This window comes from Streptomyces sp. NPDC003393 (genome assembly GCF_053589015.1).
Genome location: NZ_JBSFRB010000027.1, coordinates 74,274 through 96,990 on the forward strand (window position 1 = coordinate 74,274; position 22,717 = coordinate 96,990).

Consider the following 22,717-nt stretch of genomic DNA (forward strand, 5'->3'; position numbering starts at 1 on the left):
CGGTGCCCCGCCTGTCGGAAGTGCGGTGCATCCTGGCGGAGGGGCAGAACAGCGGCCTTCGGCCGGGGTGCCCAGCCAAACGGCCGGAGACCCTCCCGCTCAACGCCGGCTCCATTCAATGAGAAGCCGCCCGCGTCCGCTCACGTCCGAGCAGGCGGGGACCCGGTTCCCGGCGGGCGGTGGCGCCGCGTGTGTGCGGGCCCACTCGGAGCCGGGGTGCGCAACGTCCGCCCGATGCCGCGTGCAGCGGTCAGCAGCGCGGGAACCAGTGTCCAGGGCTGTGCCTCGGCGGTCGGGACGACGACACCGATCGCGGCGACCGCTCCGCCGTCCCGTCCCGGCACCGGTACGGCGATGCTCGTCCCCTGCGGGTGGACGAACCCGTTGCACACGATGTACCCCTGCCGGCGGGCATGCGCCCACAGCCGGCGCAGCTCGTGCGGGTCCGTCGGAGTACGGTCGCTCAGCCGCGTCAGCGGTCCGGCCAGCACCACCTCCTGTCGTGCGGCACCGGCGTGCGCCAGCAGCACGGCGCCGCCCGCCGCCGCGTGTGCGGGCACTCGGCGCCCCGCGTGCAGGAGCAGGCCGCGGAGCGACTCGCGTGCCTTGAGCCACTCCACCACCAGCACGTCGGTGCCCTCCAGGACCGTGAGCTGGGTGTGCTGCCGCGTCGCCGCGTGGACGTCCTCGAGGTAGGGCATGGCGGCCTCGCGCAGGTCCAGGGCCCGGGCGCCCAGCGCGGCGATCTCCCACAGATGGAGGCCTACGCGTACCCGGTGTTCCTCCACGCGCTCCAGGAAGCCCACGTCGAGGAGTTGGGCCACCAGCCGGTGCGCCGTCGGCACAGGCACGGCCGCCCGCCGGGCGATCTCCGCGACCGTCAGCACCCGGCGGTCGTGATCGAAGGTCTCCAGGACCCGCGCGGCACGGGCCAGCACGGACTCACCTGTTTCGCAACGCGGCACTCTCGCCTCCCTCGCGTCGGCCCGGACCGCTGTGTCGGCAGGGCCGCGCCCCCCGTGCGCGCCGCGTCATCGCCGTCCTCGCGGTTCACGCCGCGGTACCGGCCGGTCGCACGGGACGGATGTCGTGGGAGATGCGTCCCGCGGGGAGGCAGGCAGGTCGATCAGAACGCCGCCGCGCACCTCCGGGCAGTGGTGGCTGCCCGGCCCGGGCGCGGTCCAGCCCGCTCCCCGCCGGCCGCTCGGCCTCACCGGCCCGGCTCGACGCCGGCGGTCCGGTTCCCGACGTCCTCGAGGAACGGGATGCCGCGGTCGATCAGCTCCTGAGCAGTCACCGTCGTGAGCCCCTCATGTTCAAGTCACGTCCCACACACGCTGTGGTTCGGATCACACTAGGTGGCGATTTCCGTTACAGTCAAGAGCTGTAAACCAAGGCCCGTGGCACCCGTTCCCGGCCGAGGCGAGGAACCGCCGGGCCGGCGAGGAACTCCAGGCCAGGCCCGCCGCCGCAGCGGGCCCGGACCGCGAGCCCCGCCAGGAGCCGGCACGTCTGACCGACCTCGGTGCAGCGGAAGAGGGCCGGGCGCCGGAGCGGCCCGCACCGGTGCCCCACGAGGCCGGCTCGGCACGGCCGGCGACCCAAGCCGGGCCCTCGTAGCTTCCGACGAACGGCCCGGTGGCGCCGGCCTGCAGGAATCGCCAGTAGAATCGATGCACGTGACTGCTGCGCCCGCAAAGCCCCGTATCCCGAACGTCCTCGCCGGACGCTACGCCTCCACCGAGCTCGCCACGCTCTGGTCGCCCGAGCAGAAGGTGAGGCTGGAGCGGCAGCTCTGGCTCGCCGTGCTGCGCGCCCAGAAGGATCTCGGCATCGAGGTGCCGGACACGGCGATCGCCGACTACGAGCGCGTCCTGGACACCGTCGACCTGGCCTCCATCGCCGAACGCGAGAAGGTCACCCGGCACGACGTGAAGGCGCGGATCGAGGAGTTCAACGCGCTGGCCGGGCACGAGCACGTGCACAAGGGCATGACGTCCCGGGACCTGACGGAGAACGTCGAGCAGTTGCAGATCCGGCTCTCGCTGGAGCTGATGCGCGACCGTACGGTGGCCGTGCTGACGCGCCTGGGCAAGCTGGCCGCGGAGTACGGCGAGCTGGTCATGGCCGGCCGCTCCCACAACGTGGCGGCGCAGGCCACGACCCTCGGCAAGCGGTTCGCCACCGCGGCCGACGAGCTGCTGGTGGCGTACGGACGGGTCGAGGAGCTGCTGGGCCGCTACCCGCTGCGCGGCATCAAGGGCCCGGTCGGCACCGCCCAGGACATGCTGGACCTGCTCGGCGGGGACGCGGCCAAGCTCGCCGAGCTGGAGGGGCGGATCGCGCGCCACCTGGGCTTCTCACAGGCCTTCACCTCCGTCGGCCAGGTCTACCCGCGCTCCCTGGACTACGAGGTCGTCACCAGCCTGGTGCAACTGGCCGCGGCGCCGTCCTCACTGGCCAAGACCATCCGCCTGATGGCCGGGCACGAGCTGGTCACCGAGGGCTTCAAGCCGGGCCAGGTCGGCTCCTCGGCGATGCCGCACAAGATGAACACGCGATCCTGTGAGCGCGTCAACGGCCTGATGGTCGTGCTGCGCGGCTACGCCTCGATGACCGGTGAGCTGGCGGGCGACCAGTGGAACGAGGGCGACGTGTCGTGCTCGGTGGTGCGCCGCGTGGCCCTCCCGGACGCGTTCTTCGCGCTGGACGGCCTGCTGGAGACGTTCCTGACGGTGCTCGACGAGTTCGGCGCCTTCCCCGCGGTGATCGCCCGGGAGCTGGACCGCTATCTGCCGTTCCTGGCGACGACCAAGGTGCTGATGGGCGCGGTGCGGGCCGGCGTCGGCCGCGAGGTCGCCCACGAGGCGATCAAGGAGAACGCCGTCGCCACCGCCCTCGCGATGCGCGAACAGGGTGCCGAGCGCAACGACCTGCTCGACAAGCTCGCCGCGGACGACCGCCTCCCGCTCGACCGTGCACACCTGGACGCCCTGATGGCGGACAAGCTGTCCTTCACCGGCGCGGCCGCCGACCAGGTCGGCACGGTCGTCGTCCGTATCGAGGAGATCGTCAAGCAGCACCCGGAGGCCGCGGCCTACACCCCGGGAGCCATCCTCTGACCCGCCTCACCCCGGCAGACCTCGAGGCCGCCCGCGACCGCCTGGTGCCGGACGTGGTCACGGGCGGCCTGAGGGTGCTGTTCTGCGGTATCAACCCCGGCCTGATGACGGCCGCGACCGGCCATCACTTCGCACGCCCCGGCAACCGCTTCTGGCCGGTGCTGCACCGGTCGGGGTTCACGCCGAGGCTGCTGAAACCCTCGGAGCAGGACGAAGTGCTGTCGTACGGGCTCGGCATCACGAACGTGGTGGCCCGGCCCACGGCACGCGCCGACGAACTGACGGTGGAGGAGTACCGGGAGGGCGGACGGCTGCTGGCCCTGAAGGCGGCGCAGCTGCGGCCCCGGTGGCTCGCCGTGGTCGGCGTCACTGCGTACCGGGCGGCCTTCGGCGACCGCATGGCCCAAGTGGGGCCTCAGGAGCGGATGATCGGCGCCGCGCGGGTTTGGGTCCTGCCCAATCCGAGCGGGCTGAACGCGCACTGGACGGCCGAGACGATGGCGGAGGAGTTCGCACGGCTGCGGGTCGCGGCGGAGACCGCCTAGGCGCCGCCGGGGTGCCGACCGGACGGGCGGTCATGGCGGGTCCGTGTCGGTGACGACCGCGAGCAGTTGGAACGGCAGCTCCCTGTCCCACTGCGACACTCCGAGGGCTATCCACCGGCCCGTCTCCCGCGCCCGCCACAGCTGGACGTCGGGCACGTGACCGCTCAGCGAGGCCCACGGCTCCGGCAGGTCCTCCCCCTCCACCGTCCGATGGAGCACGCTGTACAGGCTGAACTCCCGGGGCGGCCCCCACCGCTCCGTCAGCCGCTCACCCAGTCCGTCCCGGTCGCACGCGTACTGTTCCTCCGCCTCCTCCCGCCGGGTGCCGTCGTCCTCCCAGAAGTCCTCGCTCGTCTCCAACTCGGCTATGCAGTAGCCGGGTCCGGCCGTGCCGACGTCCGTCCTGACCTGCTCGGCGGGGAACGCCCCGGAGCACAGCCGGTCGATCACGGCGAGAGCCTTCGCGATGTCCATGTTTCCCAGTAAACCGGCCACCACTGACAATTGGCGGCGCGTCAGGACCCGGCGCGGGCAGCCGAGGGCGACGTGTCGGGGACGGCGGGCTGCGGGGTCGCGGACCACGGACGGCAGGGTCCCGGCCACGGACGACGACGAGTCCGTGGAGGTGCTGCCCCGAAGATCCGTGGACCCGCCCCGCCCGGTCGCCCCGACGGTCTCGACCGAGGGCTCGGGCGGCGGCGCGAGCCTCGCGGGCCGGGCCCCGCCCGAGGCGCGTGACGAGCCGTACGGACGCCTCGGCGTCCCGGCACTCGCTGGTCCGGTCCGTGCCGAGTACGATCCGGCCAACACGCGCACGAGCTGGGAGGACGGACGGTGGGGCGGCTTACCGGCGGGGATCCCTCGCTGCTGCGAAGGATCAATTCCGCGGTGGTGCTGCACGCGCTGCGTGCCACGGACTGCGCGACGCTCACGGAGATCACCGGGGTGACCGGGCTGTCCCGGCCGACGGTCGAGGGCGTCGTCGAGGACCTCATCGGGGCGGGCCTGGTCGTCGAGACGGCGGCCGAGGAGGGCGCCACCCGGCGTCAGGGACGGCCCGCACGGCGGTTCCGGTTCCGGGCCGAGGCCGGACATCTGCTGGGTCTGGAGATCGGCGCCCACCGGGTCGCCGCACTGCTGTCCGACCTGGACGGCCGGGTGATCGGGGCCCAGGCCAAGGACGTGGACGAGACGGCCGAGGCGGACGAGCGTCTCGAGCGGCTGCGCACCGCGGTGGCCGAGCTGCTGCGCCGCGCCGGCGTCCCGCGCAGCTCGCTGCGGGCCGTGGGGGTCGGCACACCGGGGATCGTCGAGGCGGGCGGCATCGTTCGGCTGGGCACCGCGCTGCCCGGGTGGACGGGTCTGCGCCTCGGCGAACGGCTGAGCCGCTCCTTCAAGTGCCCGGTGCTGGTCGAGAACGACGCCAACGCGGCGGCGGTCGCCGAGCACTGGAAGGGCGCGGCCACCGAGTCCGACGACGTGGTCTTCGTACTGGCCGGGCTGAGCCCCGGGGCGGGGTCGCTGATCGGCGGGCGGCTGCACCGCGGGTTCGGCGGGGCGGCCGGTGAGATCGGCGCGCTGCACCTGCTGGGCCGGGGGGAGACCCCGGAGACACTGCTGTCGACCACGGACCAGCCGCTGCACCCGCTGGACGAGCAGGCGGTGGCGGCGGTCTTCGCGCTGGCCCGCGAGGGCGACCGGCGGGCTCTGGAGGCCGTGGACCGTTTCATCCAGCGGCTCGTCCACGACGTGGCGGCGCTGGTGCTGGCGCTGGATCCGGAATTGGTGGTCATCGGCGGCTGGGCGGCCGGCCTGGACGGCGTCCTGGAGCCGCTGCGCCACGAGCTGGCCCGCTACTGCCTGCGGACGCCGCAGGTGACCCTGTCGATGCTCGGCGAGGCGGCGGTGGCGACGGGTGCCCTGCGGCTCGCCCTCGACCACGTGGAGGAGCAGTTGTTCGCCGTGGAGGGCACGGTGCCGGCCCACCACTGAGCCGGGCAGGCCGACAACCGCCCTGCTGAGCGCCGCCCCCCCGGGACGCCCAGCAGGGCGGTTGTCGGCCGTTCTCAGCCGGCGGTGGTCACGAGGCGCGGCGCTCCGGACCGTGGTCGATCACCACGCCGCCGGACTCCTTGAAGGTCAGTCGGCAGGTGTCCGCGCGGTAGGTGGCCACGGAGAGGGCGGCGGTGCGGCCTCCGGCGAGGAAGCGCGTCGTGACGACGAGGACGGGCGCGCCGGGCAGCCGGTCCAGTTCCTTGGCGTCGTCCGCGCGGGCGGAGCCGAGTTCGACGGCGCGGTCCTGACCCTCCAGGTCCAGGTGCTGCAGCTCGCGCAGCACGGCACGCGCGCGTGCGGTGCCGGACGGGGCGTCGATCGCGGTCAGACCGGGCACCGACGACGCCGGGATGTACAGCAGTTCGGCCGCGACCGGCTGCCCCTGGCTCATCCGGGACCGGCGCACCGTGTGCACGGGCTCGTCGCGGCCGGTCTCCAGGGCGTCGGCGACGGCCGCCGGAGGCACCGACTCCGCGCAGTCCACGGGCTGCCAGGCGTCACCGGCCGCCCCCGGCCATGCCTGTTCCTCGGTGCCGACGGCCACGCCCACGCGCGGCGGCGCGACGGTCGTGCCGACGCCGCGGCGACGCTGCAGCCGGCCCTCCAGCTCCAGTTGTTCCAGGGCCTGGCGGAGCGTGGCCCGGGCGACGCCGAACCGAGCGGCCAGTTCCCGCTCGTTGGGCAGGATCTCCCCGACCGAGAACTCGGATTCCAGTGCCTCACTGAGCACGGTCCTGAGGTGCCAGTACTTCGGCTCCGGCACCGACTCCAGCTGCGTGGTCCCCACCCTGTCCTCCGCGATAGCCCTGGTCCGGCGGCTTTTAGCGCCCTTGTTTATTAAAGGTTGTTGTACTTATCTGCGACGATAGGGCCGCCCCCACCCTTGGTCAATACCAATCCTCGGCCGGGCGCGGGACGGCGCGCCGCACAGTGTTCGCACGGCGTTCGTACGGCGTTCGCACGGGGGCGTCGACCGCCTCGCGGGGGACCGCGCACAAGAGCGCCGGTGCCCTCACGCCGAAGCCCCCGCCGTACGGACGGGGGCTTCGGCGCGGGTGGTGGTGGCCGGGCGTCTCAGGCGGCGGCCAGGAGCCGGAGTTTGTCCGGGTTGCGGATGATGTAGACGGCGAGGACCCGCCCGTCGGCGACGTCCACCTGGACGACGCTGTCGGGTCTGCCCCCGGACAGGACGAGCACGGCCGGGCCGCCGTTGACCTCCAGCCGGCGCAAGGACATGTCCGCGACCCCCTTCTCGGCCACCCCGGCCAGGAAGCGGCCGACCTTGTCGGCGCCCTCCAGGACCCGCAGCGGCGCCTTGGACTTGCCTCCGCTGTCGCCGACCAGGCGGACGTCGGGCGCCAGCAGCGCCATCAGACCCCCCAGGTCGCCGTCGGCCGCGGCGGCCAGGAACCGCTCCGTGAGGTCGCGCCGCTGGACCGGGTCGACGTCGTAGCGCGGACGCCGCTCCTCGACGTGTCTGCGGGCCCGCCCGGCGAGTTGGCGCACCGCCGCCTCGCCCCGGTCGAGCAGCGCGGCGATCTCCGCGTACGGGTAGCCGAACGCCTCCCTGAGGACGAACACCGCGCGTTCGAGCGGTGAGAGCGACTCGAGGACGACCAGCATCGCGAGCGAGACGGAGTCGGCGAGCACGGCCCGCTGCTCCGCGTCCGCGGTGGCGCCCGCGACGTCGGTCGCCAGGGGTTCCGGCAGCCAGGGGCCGACGTACGTCTCGCCCCGGGCCTTGATCCGGCGGAGCCGGTCCATGGCGAGACGCGTGGTGACGCGCACGAGATAGGCGCGCGGCTCCCGCACCGCGCCCCGGTCGGCGCCGGACCAGCGCAGCCAGGCATCCTGGACCACGTCCTCCGCGTCCGCCACTCGCCCGAGCATGCGGTACGCCACGCCCATGAGGACGGGACGGTGCTCTTCGAAGAGGTCTGTCTCGGTTTCGGTGGTCACCGCACCATCCCAGCCGACACCCGCGGCCGTGTCCAGACGGTCACGGAAGCGAGGCGGCGCTGCCCGGGGGCTGCCGAGGACGACGGCGAGAAAGACCTCCTGCGTGGGGCTACCGGCCAGTAGCAATTGCTGACAAGCTGTCTACCCGGCGTCGGCCGCCGAGTCCCCCATCGAGGAGCCCCCATGTCCGCCACCGTCTCCTTCACGGTCCCCTCGCCGCACGGTCCGCGGACCGTGACCCTGTCCTACGCGCGCGTGGGCAGCGGCGAGCCGCTGCTGCTGTTGCACGGCATAGGCCACCACCGGCAGGCCTGGGACCCGGTGGTCCACCTCCTGGCGGCCGAGCGCGACGTGATCAGTGTCGACCTGCCCGGCTTCGGCGCCTCCCCGGCCCTGCCCGAGGGACTGCGGCACGATCTGCCGACGATGAACGTCGCGCTCGCCGCGCTGTGCGAGGCCCTGGAGATCGACCGCCCCCATGTGGCGGGCAACTCCCTGGGCGGCCTGCTGGCTCTGGAACTGGGCCGTGAGAAGCTCGCACGGTCCGTCACCGCCCTCTCCCCGGCCGGCTTCTGGACACAGGCCGAACGGCGCTACGCCTTCGGTGTGCTCCAGGCGATGCGGGCCGTCGCGCGGCGGACTCCGCTGCCGCTGGTCGAACGGCTGGCGCGGACGGCTGCCGGGCGCACCGTCCTGACGAGCACCATCTACGCGCGGCCGGGCCGTCGTTCACCCGAGGCCGTGGTCGCCGAGACGCTCGCGCTGGCGCAGGCCACCGGCTTCGAGCAGACCCTCCGCGCAGGCGTCGACATCCGGTTCACCGACGACGTCCCCGGCATTCCGGTCACCGTGGCCTGGGGCTCCAAGGACCGGCTGCTGGTGCGCCGGCAGGGGGTGCGCGCCAAGCAGATCATCCCCCGCGCCCGGCTGGTGCGGCTGCCCGGCTGCGGACACGTCCCGATGAACGACGACCCGGCGCTCGTCGCCCGCGTGCTCCTCGACGGCAGCCGCTGACCGCCGCCCGACAGGGGCCCACGCCCCTGACCCCAGGGCGACTCCCGTACTCACCAGGGCAGTGCCCGCGGCTTGGGCCACCCCGTAGGAGCCGGTGCCGACGAGGGGTGCGGTGCAGGCCGCCGCGACCGGGATCAGGCCGGAGAAGAGCGTGGCGCGCTCGGCTCCGATCCGCTGCATGCCCAGGTACCAGCACACGAAGCCGACGACGGTGACGACCGCCGCCTGCCACAGCAGCGCCATGGCCTCGCCCGTGCCGGGACGCCGGAGCCAGGCGGTGCCGTCGAGGCAGATCCCGGCGACCGCCGCCTCCACGGATGCCACGCCGCACACCACGGCGGACAGCAGCCGCGGCCCGAGCGGGCGCAGCACCGGGCCGGCGAGGACCGCGAAGCCGACCTCACCGGCCAGCGCGCACGCCGAGAAGGCGATGCCGGTGGCGTCGGTGCGGCCCCACCCCTGCACCGCGAACGCCCCGGCGGCCACCAGCCACGCCCCGTACAGGACGGTCCGCCGCGGCCTCCGCCCGTCCCGGAGCGGGACGAGGACCGCCACGACCAGGGGGGCGCAGCCGACGAAGACCCCCGGCACCGCCGGTTCCGCGGTGCGCTCGGCGGCCAGCACCGCCAGGTTGAAGCCGACCATGCCCACCGCCGCGAGCAGCGCGAGCCGGACCCACTGCCGGGGGCCCAGCCGGCGCAGCCGCCCGGCCGAGCCCCGCCCGGCCACGGGCAGGAGCAGCAGGCAGGCCAGGCCGTAGCGCAGGAACTGGCCGCCGGCGTACGGGTAGTGGCCGAGGACGCTGTTCGCGGTGAAGGACCCTCCGACGAGGACGCAGGCGAGCGCGGCGAGCAGGGCGCCGCGCGAGGCGGTGGCGTTCATGCCGGCGACGCTACGGAGCACGGCGGCCCGGTCTAAGGTCCACATCCATGACGTCATCGGAGACCAATCCGGGCGATGGGGCCGCCTCCGCCGCCTGGGAACTGCTGCTGCCGGCCGCCTCCGCACCGGCACGCGCGCGTGGCCGGTCGCTCCAGGCCGCGTTGCGCGAGGCCGTCCGCTCCGGCCGGCTGGCTCCGGGCACCCGGCTGCCCTCCAGCCGGGATCTCGCGGCGGACCTCGGCGTGTCGCGGGGGCTGATCACCGAGGTGTACGAGCAGTTGGTGGCGGAGGGCTATCTGCGCAGCGGGCGGGGCGCGGGGACGTGGGTGGGCGGCGCCGTACGGGCCGCGCACCCGCGCGCGCGGGACCTCGCCCCCCGCTCCCCCGGTGCCCGCGTGGACTTCGTGCCGGGCGTGCCCGACCTCTCGCTGTTCCCGCGGGCCGCGTGGACGGCCGCGCACCGCTCCGTGCTCGCCGGCCTGCCGCACGACCACCTCGGCTATCCCGACCCGCGCGGGCTGCCCCGGCTGCGCACCGCGCTGGCCGAACTCCTGTCCCGCCGCCGGGGCGTGGTCGCGGACCCGGAGCGGATCGTGGTCGTCTCCGGGGTGACGCAGGCGACGACGCTGCTCGGTTTCGTGCTGCACGCGCGCGGGATCCGCTCCGTGGGCGTGGAGAACCCGGGCAGCCCCCAGCACAGCGCCCTGTACGCGTCGGCCGGCATCGAGACCGTTCCGCTCCCCCTGGACGCGGAGGGTCCCGCCCTCGGGCCGTTGCGCCGCTCGGGCGTACGGGCCGTGACGACGACCCCGGCCCACCAGTTCCCCACCGGCATTGCCTGCTCCGCCCGCCGGCGCGCCGAACTCCTGGACTGGGCGCGGTCGGTGGACGGGATCGTCCTCGAGGACGACTACGACGGCGACTTCCGCTACGACCGCGCCCCTGTGGGCGCCCTCCAGGGCCTCGACCCGGAGCACGTGGTCTACGCCGGGTCGGTCAGCAAGTCCCTGGCACCCGGGCTCCGGCTGGGCTGGATGGTGGTGCCCGAGCGGCTGGCCGACGAGGTCGTCGAACGCAAACGGACCATGGACCTCGGTCATCCGACCCTCGAGCAGGCGTTGTTCGCGCACTTCGTCGAACGCGGCGACTACGACCGGCAACTGCGCCGCTGCCAGCGCGCCTACCGGGAGCGCCGGGACGCGCTCGTCGCCGCCCTTCAGGAGCACTTCCCAGGCGCGCGGCTGTCCGGGATCGCGGCGGGCCTGCACCTGATCGCCGAACTGCCCCGGCGGTACGGCCCGGAGGACCGGTTCCTGGCCCGCGCGGGCGCGGCCGGGATCGCGGTGCGCACGCTGACGGCGTACACGCACGCGCGTGCCGGTGGCTCCGCCGGGGACGACGGCACGGCCGGGGCGTCCGACGGCGTACGACTGGTCCTGGGGTACGCGCACCTGTCGCCGGCGCGGGTGAACGAGGGTGTACGACTGATGCGGGAGGCGGTCGGCGGGTGACCGTCACCCGCGACGGCGGTTGTGCGTCCGGCGGTCACGGCGGGGCGGCCGTGCGCCGCCGTCAGGGCGTGCGGTTCGTGTCCGGCGCGCCGGCGGTCCGGGAGCGCGGGCAGGACGGCGGCGTGCCCTTTCTCGACTCAGGCGCTCCGACCGGGGTGCATCGGACCGCAGGTCCCGTACTCTCTTCGTCCGTGCCGCGCCCCGGCGTCATCCCCCGGGACGCGGCGCGGACCCCGTGCCGACGGCCAACTGCCCCTGCGGCACGGTGTTTCCACGGAGCCGCACCGACCGTCGTCGGTCTCCGTCACGGCCTTCGGCACCCCATCGGTCGCCACGGCGGCAACGGCGCGGATCAACGCTTTACCGGGGCGACACGGGATGTTCGCGATCGCGCAACGCCGGTGCTTCACCGTGGTCGCATGACTGGAGACATGTCGGATGTGACACGGAGAAGGCACGGCCGTCCGGTGCACCACTGGCGGCGGGACATGGTGGAGTTGGCCGCGCTGTTCACGGCCGTCGCGGTGGCGGACGGCGTGGCGAACCTGATCGGGCACGGGCCCGGCGGGCCTGCCCTGTTGCTGATCTCGGCGCCGGCGCTGCTCGCGACGGCGACGTTCCACACCTGGTGGGCACGGCGCCACGGGCACGCGCCCCCGCCGGGGGATACCGGCGCCCGGCCGCTCGCCGGCGAGGGGCGGCAGGCCGGGCCCTCCGTCCCCGCCACGGTGGCGCGGGACGGGGTGGTGACGACGAGCGCGCTGTGGCGGATGCGGACGACGGTGCGGGACGAGCCGGGGTCGCTGGCCGCGCTGTGTGCGGCGCTGGCCGCCCGTCAGGTCGACATCCTGAGCCTGCAGACGCATCCGCTGGCCGAGGGCACGGTGGACGAGTTCCTGCTGCGCGCTCCGGGCCGGACCGAGGCGTCGGAGATCACCCGGGCGGTCGAGGCCGCGGGCGGCGCGGACACCTGGATCGAGCGGGCCGACGCGCACGACCTGGTGGACGCGCCGACACGGCTCCTGGGCCTGGCCACCCGCACCGCCCTGGACGCCGCGGAACTCCCGCTGGCCCTGCGGCAGCTGCTGGGCCGCTACGTCATCCGTTCGCTGCCGGCCCGGCCGTCGGGCGGCGGCCGTGGGCCCGACGAGGTACCGGCCGAGGGAGTGCTGGAGGACACGGTGCTGCGGCTGCGGGCGCCGGAAGGCGGAGTGATCACCGTGGAGCGGCCGTATCTGCCCTTCACGCCCGCCGAGTTCGCACGGGCCCGCGCGCTGGTGGAGCTGGACAGCCGGCTCGGACCGCGCGTCCCGCGCGGCCGGGACGTGCTGACGCTGCCCGAGGGCGAGGCGATCACCGTGCGGCGGGCCGACAGGAGCGATCTCAGGGCCGCCCGGCAGATGCACGAGCGATGCTCGGCGCGGACGCTCGGCCTGCGCTACCACGGGCCGGTCCACGACGTCGACCGCTATCTCGACCACCTGCTCAGCCCACGCTTCGGACGCACGCTCGCCGCGCAGACCGCGCGGGGACGGATCGTCGGCCTCGGCCATCTGCTCTGGGACGGCGACGAGACCGAGGTCGCGCTCCTGGTCGAGGACGACTGGCAGCGGCGCGGCATCGGCGCCGAACTGCTGGGCCGGCTGGTGGGCATGGCCGTCGAGGCGGGCTGCGCGAGCGTCTACGCCGTGACGCAGGCGTCGAACACGGCGATGGCCGCGGCCATGCGCGGCCTGGGCCTGCCGCTGGACTTCCGGATCGAGGAGGGCACCCTCGTGATCACCGCCCGTCTGGACACCGTCCCGGCGTCCTGCCGGCTGCCGTACGCCGGCCGGCGGGAGGAGTACGACGGCACCGCCCTGCCCGACTGACCCGCCCCACCGATCCCCGGCCGGCCGCACCGCGCGGGACCCGGCGGCGAGAGGGTGTGCGGTCCGGCGAAGTCGCCGGGCCACACACCCTCTTCCTGCCGCCCGCCGTTCAGCTCATCGCCTCGTGCAGCCCCTTCACCGCGGGCGACCCGGACGGCGGTTGCCCCAGGGCCGTGTCCAGGTCGGCCCACAGGTCCTCGACGTCCTCCAGGCCGACCGACATGCGCAGCAGCCGGTCGCTGACCCCGGCGCCGCGCCGGTCCTCCGCGTCCACGATGCGGTGGCTGATGGAGGCCGGGTGCTGGATCAGCGTGTCGACGCTGCCGAGGCTGACGGCGGGGGTGATCAGCCGGACGCCGCCGATGACCGCGTGCGGGTCGCCGTGCACCTCGAAGGCGACCATCGCGCCGCCGATGCGCGGATAGTGCACCCGGGCCACCCGCGGATCGGCCGCCAGCCGGGCCGCCAGGTCGGCGGCGGTGGCGGAGGCGGCCCGCACCCGCACCGGCAGCGTGGACAGGCCGCGCAGCAGCAGGTACCCGGCGAGCGGGTGCAGGACGCCGCCGGTGGCGAAGCGCACCTGCCGCAGCCGCCCGGCGAGTTCCTCGTCGCACGCCACCACACCGGCCATGACGTCCCCGTGTCCGCCCAGGTACTTGGTGGCACTGTGCAGCACCAGCCGGGCACCGTGCTCGACCGGGCGCTGGAGCACCGGCGTGGCGAAGGTGTTGTCGGCCAGCAGCGGGACGGAGCCGCAGGCGTGGGCGACGGCCCGAAGATCCACCTCGGCCAGCGTCGGGTTGGCCGGGGACTCCACCATGACCAGTCCGGTGTCCGGGCGCAGCGCGTCACCGATGCCCGCCGGGTCGGTCCAGGTCACCTCGGTGCCCAGCAGACCGGCGGTGAGCAGGTGGTCGCTGCACCCGTACAGGGGCCGTACGGCCACGACGTGGCGCAGGCCCATGGCGGACCGGGCGAGGAGGACGGCGCTGAGCGCGGCCATGCCGCTGGCGAACGCGACCGCCGCCTCGGTGCCCTCCAGCCGGGCCAGCGCGGTCTCGAAGCGGGCGACGGTCGGGTTGCCGAGCCGCCCGTAGACCGGCGGGCCGTCGAGTTCGGCGCCGTCGCCGGCGAAGGCGTCGATACGGGCGGCCTCCGCCCGGCTGTCGTAGGAGGGGTAGGTGGTGGACAGGTCGATCGGCGGGGCGTGCAGTCCCTGGCGGGCGAGGTCGTCCCGGCCGGCGTGCACGGCCTCGGTGGCCAGTGCTCTGGGTGCGGCGGTGCGCACGTCGTCGTACGCGGTGGTGCGCGCGGAGTCGAGGGGCGTGTCCATGACCGCAGGGTGAACAACCGTCGAGGATCCGGCCGGGAACTCCGTGCTACGTTCGGCACATGGCCGAATCCGTCGAACTGGACGCGGTGGATCTCCATCTGCTGCGCCTGTTGCAGAACGACGCCCGGATCACCTACCGGGATCTCGCCGCCCAGGTCGGGGTGGCGCCGTCGACCTGCCTGGACCGGGTGACCCGGCTGCGCCGGTCGGGCGTCATCGTCGGCCACCGCCTCCGGCTCGACCCCGCCACACTGGGCCGGGGTCTTCAGGCACTGCTGTCGGTGCAGGTCAGACCGCACCGCCGGGAACTGGTGGGGCCGTTCGTGGAGCGTATCCGGGCGCTGCCGGAGTCGTTGTCGGTGTTCCATCTGACCGGGCCGGACGACTATCTCGTCCATGTCGCCGTCGCGGACATGGCGGATCTCCAGCGGCTGGTGCTGGACGAGTTCACGGCCCGGCGGGAGGTGGCCCGGGTGGAGACCCGGCTGATCTTCCAGCAGTGGGACTGCGGCCCCCTGTTGCCGCCGGGCGCGGAGACGGCCACCCCCGAGACCGGTAAACCGGGCTGACGCGGCGCCCGTCCTCGTACGAGGATGGGCGTCATGTCAGAGACCACCAGCGCGCTTCCCCGTCAGATCGCCGACGCCTACGTCGACGAACTCATCGCCCTCGACCCGATCACCGGCACCTACCTCGGCGTGAAGGAGAGCTCGAGCAAGCTGCCCGACACCTCGCCCGCCGGCCAGGAGGCGCTGGCAGAGCTCGCGCGCACCACGCTGGCCCGCCTGGACGAGGCCGAACGCGGGCCCGGCGCGGACAGTGACATCGAGCGCCGCTGTGCGCGCCTGCTGCGCGAGCGGCTCACCGCGGAACTCGCCGTGCACGACGCCGACGAGGGTCTACGCGCGGTGAGCAACATCCACAGCCCCGTGCACTCGGTGCGCGAGGTCTTCACGATCACCCCCACCGACACCGACGAGGACTGGGCGGCGATCGCCGAGCGACTGCGTGCCGTACCCGCCGCGCTGCGCGGGTACCGCGAGTCCCTGGCCCTCGGCCTGGAGCGCAAGCTGTACGCGGGCCCGCGGCCGACCCAGACCTTCGTCGAGCAGCTCACCAAGTGGTCGGACACGAACGGCCAGGGCCGCGGCTGGTTCGAGGACTTCGCCGCCGCCGGTCCCGAGTCCCTGCGCGGCGAACTCGACGAGGCCGCCCGGGCGGCGACCGCGGCCGTCGTCGAACTGCGCGACTGGATGCGCGACGTGTACGCGCCGACGATCGAGGGCAGCCCGAACACCGTCGGCCGCGAGCGCTACGCCCGCTTCTCGCGGTACTTCAACGGCACGGACCTGGACCTCGACGAGGCGTACGCGTACGGCTGGTCGGAGTTCCACCGGCTGCTCGGCGAGATGCGGCAGGAGGCCGAGAAGGTCCTGCCCAGCGCCGAGACCCCGTGGGTGGCGCTCGCCCATCTCGACGCCCACGGCGCGCACATCGAGGGTGTGGACGAGGTCCGCGCCTGGCTCCAGGGCCTGATGGACGAGGCCATCGACGCGCTCGACGGCACCCACTTCGAACTGGCCGAGCGGGTCCGCAGGGTGGAGTCCCGCATCGCGCCGCCCGGCGGTGCCGCCGCGCCCTACTACACGGCGCCGTCCCCCGACTTCTCCCGCCCGGGCCGGACCTGGCTGCCGACCATGGGGCAGACCCGGTTCCCGGTCTACGACCTGGTGTCCACCTGGTACCACGAAGGCGTCCCCGGCCACCACCTCCAGCTCGCGCAGTGGGCACACGTCGCCGACAACCTCTCGCGCTACCAGGCGACGGTGGGCATCGTCAGCGCCAACGCCGAGGGCTGGGCGCTGTACGCGGAACGCCTGATGGACGAGCTCGGCTTCCTCACCGACCCGGAGCGGCGGCTGGGCTACCTGGACGCGCAGATGATGCGGGCGGCCCGCGTCATCATCGACATCGGCATGCACCTGGAGCTGGACATCCCGGCCGACTCGCCCTTCCATCCCGGTGAGCGCTGGACGCCGGAGCTGGCGCAGGAGTTCTTCGGCGCGCACAGCAGCCGTCCGCGGGACTTCGTGGCGAGCGAGCTGATCCGCTATCTGTCGATGCCCGGCCAGGCGATCGGCTACAAGCTGGGCGAGCGGGCCTGGCTGCTCGGCCGCGAGAACGCCCGGAAGCGGCACGGCGACGCGTTCGACGCGAAGGCCTGGCACATGGCGGCCCTGTCCCAGGGGTCGCTGGGGCTGGACGATCTGGTGGACGAGCTGTCCCAGCTCTGACCTCGGCCCTGTATCCCGCGCAGGGCGACCGGTGTCCGGCCGCTCTGCGCGGGTTCGTCCCGCGGTTCAGCAACCGCAGTCGTCGCCGCCGACCGGCGCCGTCAGCGGGTCGGCGGCGCGGCGGTCCTCGCCCCGCCACGTCTCGTACGCGAAGCCCTCGCGCACCCAGTACTCGAATCCGCCGAGCATCTCCTTGACCCGGTAGCCGAGTTCGGCGAGGGCGAGGGCGGCGCGGGTGCCACCGTTGCAGCCCGGGCCCCAGCAGTAGGTGACCACCGGGACGGACCGGTCGAGCAACGCCTCGGCCTGCTCGGGGATCAGCGCGGTCGGCAGGTGCACCGCGCCGGGGACGTGCCCCTGGTCCCAGGCTTCGGTGGAGCGGGAGTCGAGCAGGACGAAACCGGGGTCGCCGCCGGCCGCGAACGCGGCGGCGACGTCGGACACGTCGGCGTGGAGGGCGAGGCTCGCCCGGAAGTGGGCGGCGGCCTGAGCCGGAGGGGCCGGCGGGACCCGCAGCACCGGGTGGGCGGCGAGCGATGCGGAGCCGGCGGCGGTGGATACGGCGGTCATCGTGAGGTCCTTCCCCGAGCGGTCTCGACATCCGGAAATCTACGGCCGGTGATCATCTCCAGGAAGGAGCGATCCACGGCGGATCTCTTGATCGGCCGTGGATGTTCCTGGTATCCATCGCCCATGGCCGCTTTTTCCCCGGACGCCACCGACTGGCGCATTCTCGACGTCCTCCAGCGGGACGGGCGGGCCAGCTTCGCCGAGCTGGCGCGGGCGGTGTCGATGTCCCCGAGCGCGGTCACCGAGCGGGTGCGCCGCCTGGAGGAGGCGGGCGTCATCCAGGGGTACGCGGCCGTGGTCGACCCGGAGCGGCTGGGGATGTCGATCCTGGCCTTCGTCCGGCTCCGCTACCCCAACGGCAACTACAAGCCCTTCCACGACCTGGTGGCCGCCACTCCCGAGATCCTGGAGGCGCACCACGTGACCGGCGACGACTGCTTCGTCATCAAGGTGGCCGCGCGCTCCATGCGCCACCTGGAGGAGCTGTCCGGCAGGATCGGCGCGCTGGGTTCGGTGACCACGAGCATCGTGTACTCCTCGCCCCTGCCCCGCCGCCCCCTCGGCCGCTGAGGGCCTACGGGCGCGCAGAACGGCGGCGAGCAGGGTCAGGCCGCTCCGCGCTGCCGCACCGTCGAGCCCGACCGGCCCTTGACGACCTCCAGTTGGGCGTGGATCCGGCGGCGCAGGTCGGCGACATGGCTGACGATGCCGACGCTGCGGTCGCGTTCGCGCAGGGAGTCCAGGACGTCCAGGACCTCGTCCAGGGTCTGGTCGTCCAGGCTGCCGAAGCCCTCGTCGATGAAGAGGGTGTCCAGCCGGACGCCGCCGGCCTCGTCGGTGACGACGTCGGCGAGTCCGAGGGCGAGGGCGAGCGAGGCGAAGAACGTCTCCCCGCCCGACAGGGTCGCGGTGTCCCGCTCGCGCCCCGTCCAGGCGTCGACGACGTGCAGTCCGAGGCCGCTGCGCCCGCGTCCGGTCCGGTCGTCGGAGTGGACCAGGGTGTAGCGGCCGGACGACATGCGTTGCAGCCGGGCGGTCGCGGCGGCCGCCACCTGTTCCAGGCGGGCGGCGAGGACGTAGGACTCCAGGCGCATCCTGCGCTCGTTGTCGGCCGAGGTTCCCGCGGTGAGCGCGGCGAGCCGGGCCACGCGGTCGTGCTCCTGGCGCAAGGGTGCCAGGCGGCGTACGCCGGTGGCCGTGCGGGCGGACAGCCGGTCGAGTTCGGCGCAGCGCCGGGCGGCGGCGTCCCGGGCGGAGGAGGCCTCGCGCAGTCGCAGGCTCGCGGCGGCCGCGGCGGTCTCCGCCGCCGTGGGGTCGGCGGGCTCGCGCCCGGCGGCGGCCACGGTGTCGGCCTCGGCGAGGACGGCGCGGACGGCGGCCTCCTCGGCGTGCCGGGCGTCCAGGCGGTGCTGGAGTTCGCGGTGGGCGACGTCGTCCAGAAGCGCGGCGACCGCGGCCCGCGGGGTGTCGAAACCGGCCCGGAACGCGACCTCGGCGAGCCGCCCGTCGGCGTCCTTGAGCCGTTCGGCGCTCTCCTCGGCGGCGCGCGCGGCGTCCGCGGCGTCGGTGAGGAGCCCCACCTGGCGCTCCAGTTGGGCGGCCCGTGCGGTGACGCTCGGGGCGGTGCCTCTGGCCTCGGCCAGCTCGGTCTCCAGGGTCGCCTGTTCGCGGTCCAGGGACTCCTTGCGGGTCAGCCGGGCCGCCGACCTGATCTCGGCCTGACGGCGGTCGGCGAGCCGGCGTTCGTGCTCCTGCTCCGCCCGGCGCAGCTCCTCCCGCGCGGCGTGCAGTCCGGAGGCCTCCTGGCGTGCCCGCGTGAGCTCGCGCTCCAACGTCTCCGCCTCCTCGGCGAGTCGCGCCGTCGGCGCGTCGCCCGCCTCGGCGGTGGCGGCGGCCAGTCGCTCGCGCAGGGCGGCGAGCCGGCGCTCGTGGTCGGTGCGCCGTTCCTCGGCGTCCTGGAGGCCCGCCAGGGCCCGCTCCTCCGCCTCCCGGTCAACGTGACCGGTGACCCGGCGCGCGGGCGCGGGGTGGTCGGTGGCGCCGCAGACCGCGCAGGGCTCGCCGCCGGTGAGGTTCGCGGCGAGCTCGGCGGCGATCCCGTTCAGCCGCTGCTCCTTCAGGTCCAGCCAGTGGTCCTTGGCGCGCACGGCGCGTTCGGCGGAGTCGAGGGCGCGTCGCTGCGCCTCGTCGACGTCCCCGCGGAGCTGGTCGCGCAGCCTGGCCGCGCCGAGCCGGGCCTGGGCTCCCTCGCGTCGCACGGCGAGCTGGTCCGCCTGTCCGGCCGCCTCCTGGGCGGCCTCCGCACGAGCCCGGAGTCCGGCGCGGGTGTGCTCCCATCCGGCGAGCCAGGCCTCGGCCTCCTGCAGCATGTCCTCGTCGGCGCGCTCCTGGCGGTCCGCTTCCGCGCGCTCGGCGACGAGGTCGGCCAGGCGCCGCTCGGCGCGGCGGGCCGACTCCAGTCCGCCGAGTTCCTCGGCTGCCCGGCGCGCCGCGGCGGCCAGTCCGGCCGCGCCGGCGTCGGCGAAGCTCTCGGGCAGCAGTGCACGCGCGCGTGCCTCGGCGGCGGCGGCCCGGCGGTGCGCGGCGTCGGCGGCCTCCCGCAGCTCCAGCGCCGGTGCCACGGTCTGCGCCTTGCGCCCCTGTTCCATCCGCTCCCGTGTGCGGCGGTGCTCCTCGGCCTGTTCCTCCAGGCGTGCGGCGCGCTCCCGTGCCTCGGTGATCCGGCGTTGCAGCCGGGCCAGTTCGCGTACGTCGTGCAGGGCGCGCTCGGCGGCGGTGTGGGTGGTCTCGGCGGCCGTGAGCCGGATCCGGGCGATGTCCAGCCGCTCGCGCGCGGTACTGCGGGCGACGGCGGCTGCGGTCAGCACGGCCTCGGCCAGTCCCGGCTCGCCGGGCGTCAGCTCCGGCAGCTCCATGGTGTCGCCGGCCGCCTGCTGCATGCGGTGGGCGTCGGCCAGCAGCGCGGCGTCGCCCTCGCGGACCTGGGCCTCGGTGGCGCGCCGGCGCTCGGCGAGGCGCTTTTCCACCTCGGCGAAACGGTGGGTGTCGAACAGGCGACCGAGCAGCTTGCCGCGGGCCTCGGCGTCGGCGCGCAGGAAACGGGCGAAGTCGCCCTGCGGCAACAGCACGACCTGGCAGAACTGTTCGCGGCTCATGCCGAGCAGCTGGGTGATCTCCTCGCCGATCTCCTGGTGGGAGCGGCTGAGGTCCTTCCAGGCGCCGTTGGTCGCGTCGTACTCGCGCAGCCAGGTCTGCGCCTTGTCGACGGTGGTGCCGGTGCCGCGCCGCTTGGGCCGGGCCCAGGGCGGCTGCCGGGTGATCTCCAGGCGGCGTCCGGCGACGGTGAGGTCGAGGGTGACCTCGGTGCGGGTGCCCGTGGCGGCGTGGTCGCTGCGCAGGGTGATCCCCTGCCCGCTGCCCTGCCGTACGCCGGGCACCGAGCCGTACAGGGCGTAGCACACGGCGTCCAGTACAGACGTCTTACCGGCCCCGGTCGGTCCGTGCAGCAGGAACAGTCCGGCGGCCGACAGGGCGTCGAAGTCGATGCTCTGGGCGCCCCCGAACGGCCCGAAGGCGGTGATGTCGAGCCGGTGCAGCCTCACCGCGCCACCTCTTGCTCCGCCTGGTCGGCGCGTACGGCGTCGAAGGCCTCGCGCAGGACGGCCCGTTCGTGTGCGTCGGGTCCCGCGCCGCGCACATGGGTCACGAAGTCCTCGGCGATCTGCTGGTCGCTTCGGCCCGCGAGCCGGCGGGCGTAGGACACGTCAGGGTCGCCGGGGGTGCGGTCGGGGTCGAAGACGAGGCTGAGGGTGTGCGGGAAGCGCTCGGCGAGGCGGGCCATCGGGTCGGCCGGGCGCACCGGGTCGGTGAGCGTGGCCTCCACCCAGGCGTCCCGGTGGCGGGCGAGACCGGGGTCGGCGAGCAGTTCCTCCAGTGTGCCCCGGAGCCGGGCCAGCGGGCGCGGGACCGGGCAGCCGACCCGCTCGGCGGTGACCCGGCCGTCGGCGTCGAGGTCGACCAGCCACATGGTCTTGTGGTGGCCGGCCTCCGAGAAGGAGTACGGCAGCGGGGACCCGGAGTACCGCACGCGCTCGGTGATCGTCTGGCAGCCGTGCAGATGCCCCAGTGCGGCGTAGTCGACGCCGGCGAAGACGCCCGCGGGAACGGCGGCCACCCCGCCGACGGTGATGTCCCGCTCGCTGTCGCTGGCCTCGCCGCCGGTCACGAAGGCGTGCGCGAGGACGACGGATCGGGTGCCGGGCACGCGCGTCGCGAGGTCGGCGCGCACCCGGTCCATGGCGGCGGCGAGCACGGCCTCGTGCCCCGCCTTCTCGACCCCGAAGTGGTCCTTGACCAGAGCCGGTTCCAGGTACGGGAGGCCGTAGAAGGCCACGTCGCCGTGCGCGTCGGACAGCACCACCGGTGTGGCGCACGCCGCGGGCTCGGTACGCAGGTGGATGCCCGCGCGGTCGATGAGCCCCGCACCGACGCCGAGCCGGCGCGCGGAGTCGTGGTTGCCGGAGATCATCACCGTGGGCACGCCGAGGGCGGCCAGGCGGTGCAGGGCGTCGTCGAACAGCTCGACGGCGGCCAGCGGGGGCACCGCGCGGTCGTACACGTCTCCCGACACGACCACCGCGTCGACGCCGCGCTCACGCACGGTCGCGACGAGATGACCGATGAACGTGGCCTGGGCCTCGAGCATGCTCACCCGGTGGAAGGACCGGCCCAGGTGCCAGTCGGACGTGTGCAGCAGCCTCATGATCCCCGAGACTAACGGCAGGGTCCGACATCACGGGCGGTAACTCCCGTATCAGCCGTCATGCGCGGTCAAGTACGGAACCATCACTGGCGAAATGCCCGTTTCGTCAGGCATCGCCATAGGTCTCTCCGCCCAGTTCGAATCCGGCCGTGCCCGCCGTCGCGTCGGCGAGCCATGCCCGGAAGGCGTCCACATCGGCGTCGGGCAGGCCGATCTCGATCGTCACCGCCTCGCCGTAGCGGACGTCCCGCACCTCGCGCCCGGTCGCTCTCAGGTCGTTCTGCACCTTGCCGGCACGCTGGTGGTCGACGCGGACCGTGGCGAGGCGGAAGCGCCGGCGCGTCAGGGTGCCGAGCGCGTCCAGCGCCTCCCCGACGGCTCCGCCGTAGGCACGGATGAGGCCGCCCGCGCCGAGCTTGACGCCGCCGTAGTAACGGGTGACGACGGCGACGACGTAGCGCATGTCGCGGCGCAGCAGCATCTGGAGCATGGGCACCCCGGCGGTGCCGCCCGGTTCCCCGTCGTCACTGGCCTTCTGGATGCCGGCGTCGGCGCCGATGACGTAGGCCCAGCAGTTGTGCGTGGCGTCCGCGTGTTCCTTGCGGACGGCCGCGATGAAGTCCTGGGCCTCCTGCTCGGTGGCCGCCGGGGCGAGCGCGCACAGGAAGCGGGAACGGTTGACCTCGGTCTCGTGCACGCCCGGGCGGGCGACTGTGCGGTACTCGTCCTGCATCCGACCAGCCTAAGGGCTGTCCCGCAATCCCCGGCAGGCGGTCGACGCGAGCATGACGGCAGGACC

19 protein-coding genes and 1 pseudogene are annotated in these 22,717 nt (G+C 74.2%); 9 read left to right on the top strand and 11 right to left on the bottom strand.

The features are described from left to right. Positions 1-140: 140 nt before the first annotated feature. Together ACWDUZ_RS24470 and ACWDUZ_RS24475 are read right to left on the bottom strand one after the other, a co-directional pair. Positions 141-938, bottom strand: coding sequence for an IclR family transcriptional regulator (locus ACWDUZ_RS24470; protein WP_451633930.1), 798 nt, complete (start codon positions 936-938; stop codon positions 141-143). 93 nt (positions 939-1,031) lie between these two features. Further along, positions 1,032-1,214: a 4-hydroxylaminobenzoate lyase gene (locus tag ACWDUZ_RS24475; protein WP_451633931.1), complete on the bottom strand. Its 183-nt coding sequence runs from the start codon at positions 1,212-1,214 to the stop codon at positions 1,032-1,034. A 465-nt stretch (positions 1,215-1,679) separates the two neighbouring features. Here ACWDUZ_RS24475 and purB point away from each other — a divergent pair, with 465 nt between their 5' ends. Beyond that, positions 1,680-3,122: an adenylosuccinate lyase gene (gene purB, locus ACWDUZ_RS24480; RefSeq protein WP_451633932.1), complete on the top strand. Its 1,443-nt coding sequence runs from the start codon at positions 1,680-1,682 to the stop codon at positions 3,120-3,122. A gap of 44 nt (positions 3,123-3,166) precedes the next feature. Then, the gene (gene mug / locus ACWDUZ_RS24485) at positions 3,167-3,667 is read left to right on the top strand and encodes a G/U mismatch-specific DNA glycosylase (RefSeq protein WP_451633933.1); all 501 of its coding nucleotides are present in this window, start codon (positions 3,167-3,169) and stop codon (positions 3,665-3,667) included. Positions 3,668-3,697: 30 nt separating this feature from the next. On the opposite strand, the gene ACWDUZ_RS24490 is transcribed toward mug, so the two are convergent. After that, the gene (locus ACWDUZ_RS24490; protein ID WP_451633934.1) at positions 3,698-4,141 is read right to left on the bottom strand and encodes a hypothetical protein; all 444 of its coding nucleotides are present in this window, start codon (positions 4,139-4,141) and stop codon (positions 3,698-3,700) included. A 360-nt stretch (positions 4,142-4,501) separates the two neighbouring features. On the opposite strand from ACWDUZ_RS24490, the gene ACWDUZ_RS24495 reads away from it, so the two are divergent. Next, positions 4,502-5,659 carry an ROK family protein gene (locus ACWDUZ_RS24495; RefSeq protein WP_451633935.1) on the top strand — a complete coding sequence of 386 codons (1,158 nt, stop codon included), beginning with the start codon at positions 4,502-4,504 and terminating at the stop codon, positions 5,657-5,659. An 88-nt stretch (positions 5,660-5,747) separates the two neighbouring features. Here ACWDUZ_RS24495 and ACWDUZ_RS24500 read toward each other — a convergent pair whose 3' ends face one another. Together ACWDUZ_RS24500 and ACWDUZ_RS24505 are read right to left on the bottom strand one after the other, a co-directional pair. Beyond that, complete coding sequence (locus ACWDUZ_RS24500) at positions 5,748-6,509, bottom strand: GntR family transcriptional regulator (protein ID WP_451633936.1); 762 nt, start codon at positions 6,507-6,509, stop codon at positions 5,748-5,750. A gap of 287 nt (positions 6,510-6,796) precedes the next feature. Continuing rightward, positions 6,797-7,681 carry an RNA polymerase sigma-70 factor gene (locus ACWDUZ_RS24505; RefSeq protein ID WP_451633937.1) on the bottom strand — a complete coding sequence of 295 codons (885 nt, stop codon included), beginning with the start codon at positions 7,679-7,681 and terminating at the stop codon, positions 6,797-6,799. A 183-nt stretch (positions 7,682-7,864) separates the two neighbouring features. Here ACWDUZ_RS24505 and ACWDUZ_RS24510 point away from each other — a divergent pair, with 183 nt between their 5' ends. Continuing rightward, a complete protein-coding gene (locus tag ACWDUZ_RS24510) occupies positions 7,865-8,695 on the top strand; it encodes an alpha/beta fold hydrolase (RefSeq protein WP_451633938.1) in 831 nt (276 codons plus the stop codon). Between the two features lie 477 nt (positions 8,696-9,172). Here ACWDUZ_RS24510 and ACWDUZ_RS24515 read toward each other — a convergent pair. Then, positions 9,173-9,634: pseudogene (locus ACWDUZ_RS24515) on the bottom strand (EamA family transporter); the annotation flags it as partial. On the opposite strand from ACWDUZ_RS24515, the gene pdxR reads away from it, so the two are divergent. Both pdxR and ACWDUZ_RS24525 read left to right on the top strand, forming a co-directional pair. Then, positions 9,625-11,088, top strand: a complete 1,464-nt coding sequence (gene pdxR, locus ACWDUZ_RS24520; protein WP_451633939.1) for a MocR-like pyridoxine biosynthesis transcription factor PdxR — start codon at positions 9,625-9,627, stop codon at positions 11,086-11,088. The pseudogene ACWDUZ_RS24515 and the gene pdxR overlap by 10 nt on opposite strands. A gap of 431 nt (positions 11,089-11,519) precedes the next feature. Further along, entirely contained in the window at positions 11,520-12,959 is a 1,440-nt protein-coding gene (locus ACWDUZ_RS24525) for an N-acetyltransferase family protein (protein ID WP_451633940.1), read from the top strand. 109 nt (positions 12,960-13,068) lie between these two features. Here ACWDUZ_RS24525 and ACWDUZ_RS24530 read toward each other — a convergent pair whose 3' ends face one another. Next, complete coding sequence (locus tag ACWDUZ_RS24530) at positions 13,069-14,292, bottom strand: trans-sulfuration enzyme family protein (protein ID WP_451633941.1); 1,224 nt, start codon at positions 14,290-14,292, stop codon at positions 13,069-13,071. A gap of 59 nt (positions 14,293-14,351) precedes the next feature. Here ACWDUZ_RS24530 and ACWDUZ_RS24535 point away from each other — a divergent pair, with 59 nt between their 5' ends. Beyond that, the gene (locus ACWDUZ_RS24535; protein ID WP_451633942.1) at positions 14,352-14,861 is read left to right on the top strand and encodes an Lrp/AsnC family transcriptional regulator; all 510 of its coding nucleotides are present in this window, start codon (positions 14,352-14,354) and stop codon (positions 14,859-14,861) included. A gap of 33 nt (positions 14,862-14,894) precedes the next feature. After that, complete coding sequence (locus tag ACWDUZ_RS24540; RefSeq protein WP_451633943.1) at positions 14,895-16,586, top strand: DUF885 domain-containing protein; 1,692 nt, start codon at positions 14,895-14,897, stop codon at positions 16,584-16,586. 66 nt (positions 16,587-16,652) lie between these two features. Here ACWDUZ_RS24540 and ACWDUZ_RS24545 read toward each other — a convergent pair whose 3' ends face one another. Further along, positions 16,653-17,156 (bottom strand): rhodanese-like domain-containing protein, encoded by a 504-nt coding sequence (locus ACWDUZ_RS24545; RefSeq protein ID WP_451633944.1) that lies wholly within the window; start codon positions 17,154-17,156, stop codon positions 16,653-16,655. A gap of 123 nt (positions 17,157-17,279) precedes the next feature. On the opposite strand from ACWDUZ_RS24545, the gene ACWDUZ_RS24550 reads away from it, so the two are divergent. Further along, the gene (locus ACWDUZ_RS24550; protein ID WP_451633945.1) at positions 17,280-17,726 is read left to right on the top strand and encodes an Lrp/AsnC family transcriptional regulator; all 447 of its coding nucleotides are present in this window, start codon (positions 17,280-17,282) and stop codon (positions 17,724-17,726) included. A gap of 35 nt (positions 17,727-17,761) precedes the next feature. Here ACWDUZ_RS24550 and ACWDUZ_RS24555 read toward each other — a convergent pair whose 3' ends face one another. The 3 genes from ACWDUZ_RS24555 to ACWDUZ_RS24565 all read right to left on the bottom strand — a co-directional run bounded on the left by ACWDUZ_RS24555 (position 17,762) and on the right by ACWDUZ_RS24565 (position 22,651). Further along, positions 17,762-20,758 carry an AAA family ATPase gene (locus ACWDUZ_RS24555; protein ID WP_451633946.1) on the bottom strand — a complete coding sequence of 999 codons (2,997 nt, stop codon included), beginning with the start codon at positions 20,756-20,758 and terminating at the stop codon, positions 17,762-17,764. Next, positions 20,755-21,918 carry an exonuclease SbcCD subunit D gene (locus tag ACWDUZ_RS24560; RefSeq protein ID WP_451633947.1) on the bottom strand — a complete coding sequence of 388 codons (1,164 nt, stop codon included), beginning with the start codon at positions 21,916-21,918 and terminating at the stop codon, positions 20,755-20,757. Before ACWDUZ_RS24560 ends, ACWDUZ_RS24555 begins: the two co-directional genes overlap by 4 nt. Positions 21,919-22,024: 106 nt before the next feature. Then, entirely contained in the window at positions 22,025-22,651 is a 627-nt protein-coding gene (locus tag ACWDUZ_RS24565) for a YigZ family protein (protein WP_451633948.1), read from the bottom strand. Positions 22,652-22,717: the final 66 nt, after the last annotated feature.

Coding starts and splice junctions, on each gene's coding strand:
- ACWDUZ_RS24490 (WP_451633934.1), bottom strand. CDS start 4,141: ATGGACATCGCGAAGGCTCTCGCCGTGATCGACCGGCTGTGCTCCGGG.
- ACWDUZ_RS24510 (WP_451633938.1), top strand. CDS start 7,865: ATGTCCGCCACCGTCTCCTTCACGGTCCCCTCGCCGCACGGTCCGCGG.
- pdxR (WP_451633939.1), top strand. CDS start 9,625: ATGACGTCATCGGAGACCAATCCGGGCGATGGGGCCGCCTCCGCCGCC.
- ACWDUZ_RS24525 (WP_451633940.1), top strand. CDS start 11,520: ATGTCGGATGTGACACGGAGAAGGCACGGCCGTCCGGTGCACCACTGG.
- ACWDUZ_RS24530 (WP_451633941.1), bottom strand. CDS start 14,292: ATGGACACGCCCCTCGACTCCGCGCGCACCACCGCGTACGACGACGTG.
- ACWDUZ_RS24535 (WP_451633942.1), top strand. CDS start 14,352: ATGGCCGAATCCGTCGAACTGGACGCGGTGGATCTCCATCTGCTGCGC.
- ACWDUZ_RS24540 (WP_451633943.1), top strand. CDS start 14,895: ATGTCAGAGACCACCAGCGCGCTTCCCCGTCAGATCGCCGACGCCTAC.
- ACWDUZ_RS24545 (WP_451633944.1), bottom strand. CDS start 17,156: ATGACCGCCGTATCCACCGCCGCCGGCTCCGCATCGCTCGCCGCCCAC.
- ACWDUZ_RS24550 (WP_451633945.1), top strand. CDS start 17,280: ATGGCCGCTTTTTCCCCGGACGCCACCGACTGGCGCATTCTCGACGTC.
- ACWDUZ_RS24560 (WP_451633947.1), bottom strand. CDS start 21,918: ATGAGGCTGCTGCACACGTCCGACTGGCACCTGGGCCGGTCCTTCCAC.
- ACWDUZ_RS24565 (WP_451633948.1), bottom strand. CDS start 22,651: ATGCAGGACGAGTACCGCACAGTCGCCCGCCCGGGCGTGCACGAGACC.